Annotated in this window: 2 protein-coding genes; one reads left to right on the plus strand and one right to left on the minus strand. The window is 74.8% G+C overall.

Going from position 1 to position 2,447, the window contains the following annotated elements; genetic code table 11:
- A partial coding sequence (locus tag ND748_RS30010; protein ID WP_251749579.1) for an enoyl-CoA hydratase/isomerase family protein occupies window positions 1–693 on the plus strand: 693 nt, incomplete at its 5' end.
- Between the two features lie 124 nt (window positions 694–817).
- Here the strand turns inward: ND748_RS30010 and ND748_RS30015 are convergent.
- Window positions 818–2,447 (minus strand): AAA domain-containing protein (locus ND748_RS30015; protein WP_251749581.1); only part of this gene is annotated, 1,630 nt, incomplete at its 5' end.

The following is a 2,447-nucleotide window of genomic DNA, read 5'->3' on the forward strand; positions in this document are numbered from 1 at the left end:
CCCGCCGACAGTGCGCTCGCGGCCGACGTGGCGACGGACCCGACCCCGGCCCCGACCGCGGCGGCCAGGGCCGCGGTACCAGCGGTATCGACCGCGCCAGCAGCGCCAGCAGCACCGGCGGCACCGGCCGTCCTGGTGGAGCGGGACGGTGCGGTGCTCACGGTCATCCTCAACCGACCGCGGGTGCACAACGCCGTGAGCATCAGCCTGCGGGACGGGTTGGTCGCTGCCTTCGGACTCGCCGCCGCCGACAGCGAGCTCGCCGAGATCCGGCTCGCCGGCACGGGGCCGTCGTTCTCCAGCGGCGGCGACCTGACCGAGTTCGGCACGATGCTCGATCCGGTCGGCGCCCACGCCGTGCGAACCACCCGCAGCATCCCGCTGGGCCTGCTGGCCACCGGGCTGCCGGTGACCGCCTACGTGCACGGGCTCTGCATCGGCGCGGGGGCGGAGCTGCCCGCGTTCTGCGGCCGGGTCGTCGCCGCCCCCGACACCACCTTCCGGTTGCCGGAGGTGGCGATGGGGCTGGTCCCCGGCGCTGGGGGGACCGCGAGCATCCCGCGGCGGATCGGTCCGCAGCGGGCCGCCTATCTGATCCTCAGCGGGCTTCCCATCGACGCCGAGCAGGCGTTGGCCTGGGGGCTCGTCGACGAGATCGCCCCGCGGCTGGCCATGCCCGGCGCGAGCCGCTGACCGAGCCGCTGACCGAGCCGCCGCCCGACCCGTTGGCTGACCCGCCCCGGACCCCGGCCGGCCGTGGGACAGCAGCCGGCCGGCTTCGGCTGCCCCAGTGCGTGCGCGCCGGGCGGGAGCGCGGTCAGCCGGCCAGGTCCGGGTGGATGCCGAGTTCGTCCAGCCGACGCCACAGGCCGTCGAGCGTGCTGGTGGGATGGCGGTAGAACTCCGAGCCGCGGATGCGCAGGAACGTCCAGCCGAGCCGCTCCAGGATCCGTTGGCGGCGCAGGTCCGCCTCCCACTGGTCCGGGCCGTGGAACCGGTCGCCGTCGCACTCGACGGCGAGCCGGGGACCGCGGACGCGTCCGCCGGCCGAACCGCCCTGCGCGCCGCCTGTCCCGCCCGTCCCGCCTGTCCCGCCCGTCCCGGCCGGGTCGGTCCCGCTGGCGCCGGGCGCGGCCCGGCGGGATGAGCCTTCGACGACGAGGTCGATGCGGTAGCGGCCGACGGGATGCTGGGGGCGGACCCGGTAGCCGCGGGCGAGGATCTCGCGCAGGACGGCGCGTTCGAACTCGCTGTCGCACCGGTCGGCGAGCCGGCCCTCGGCCTGTGGGGTCGCACCGGCGTAGGCGTATTCGATGAGCTGACGACGGATGTCATCGTCGCGCAGCGTCGCCGGGTCGACGGTGTGGAACACCCACATCTGGTTGCGGGCGCGGCTGGCGGCGACGTTGACGCGTTGCAGGTCTCGACGGCGGGTGGCGGCGGAGCGGTTGTCATCGGCGACGACGGAGACGAACACGACGTCACGCTCGTCGCCCTGGAACTGGTACGGGTCGCCGACGCGCAGCGCCCGCCGGGAGAACTCGCGCTCGCCGAGCCGCTCGACCAGGGCGTGCTCGATGAGCCTGGGTTGCCCGGCGCCGAGCAGGGTCACCACGCCCATCGTCATCCCGTCGTACGCGGGGTCGGCGCAGCAGGCGACGACCTGATCGACGATCGCCCCCGCCTCCGCCGGGTTGGCGTCGCCGAACCGGGTCTGCGTCCGGGCACCGTCGGCGACGCGCACCGGGCGTAGCGCGGCGCCGATCGCCAGCTCCGGGTCCTCCCGCAGCGGCAGGATCTGATGGTCGTAGAAGCGGTTGGAGAAGCCGATGATGTCGGGCAGGCAGCGGAAGTGTTCCTTGAGTACCACGGTCCGCGGGAACACCCGGGTGGCGGTGTCGTAGAGGCTCGCCTCCACGTCGAGCAGCGAGCGCTGGGCCACGTCGGGCAGGTGGGCGTCGATCAGCGCCCCGACCCTGGCCCGGTCGATCCCGACGGCCTCCGGGCTCGTCTGGGCGTCGTCGCCGACTACCACGGCGCGTCGCCCCAGGCTGAGCACGCCGAGGGACAGGATGTCGCACTGGCTGGACTCGTCGACGATGACGACGTCGAAGAGGTCGTCGGATCCCGGGTCGAAGCTCTCCATCACCCGGTACGTCGGCATGATCCACACGGGCACGGCGCCCATCGCGGCCCGCATGTGCACGCGGGCCTGTGCCCGCCAGTGCGGGGCGTACTTCCCGGTGCCCTTGCCCAGCCGGTCGAGGGCCTGCACCCAGCCGGTGAGGGCGCGGCGCTGCGGGTCCCCGAGCCGGGTGGCGAGACCGAGGCGGGCGGCCCGGCGCGCGGTGTCGAGCACGAGCCGGCGGGCCTGCTCGGTGGCGTCGCCGAGCTGACGGCCGAGCAGCGCCAGGTCGCCGTCGGCGTGCAGGTCGTCGAGCCAGGTC

Origin of the sequence: Frankia sp. AiPs1 (genome assembly GCF_023716945.1) — a bacterium.
In the GTDB taxonomy this organism is placed as follows: domain Bacteria; phylum Actinomycetota; class Actinomycetes; order Frankiales; family Frankiaceae; genus Frankia.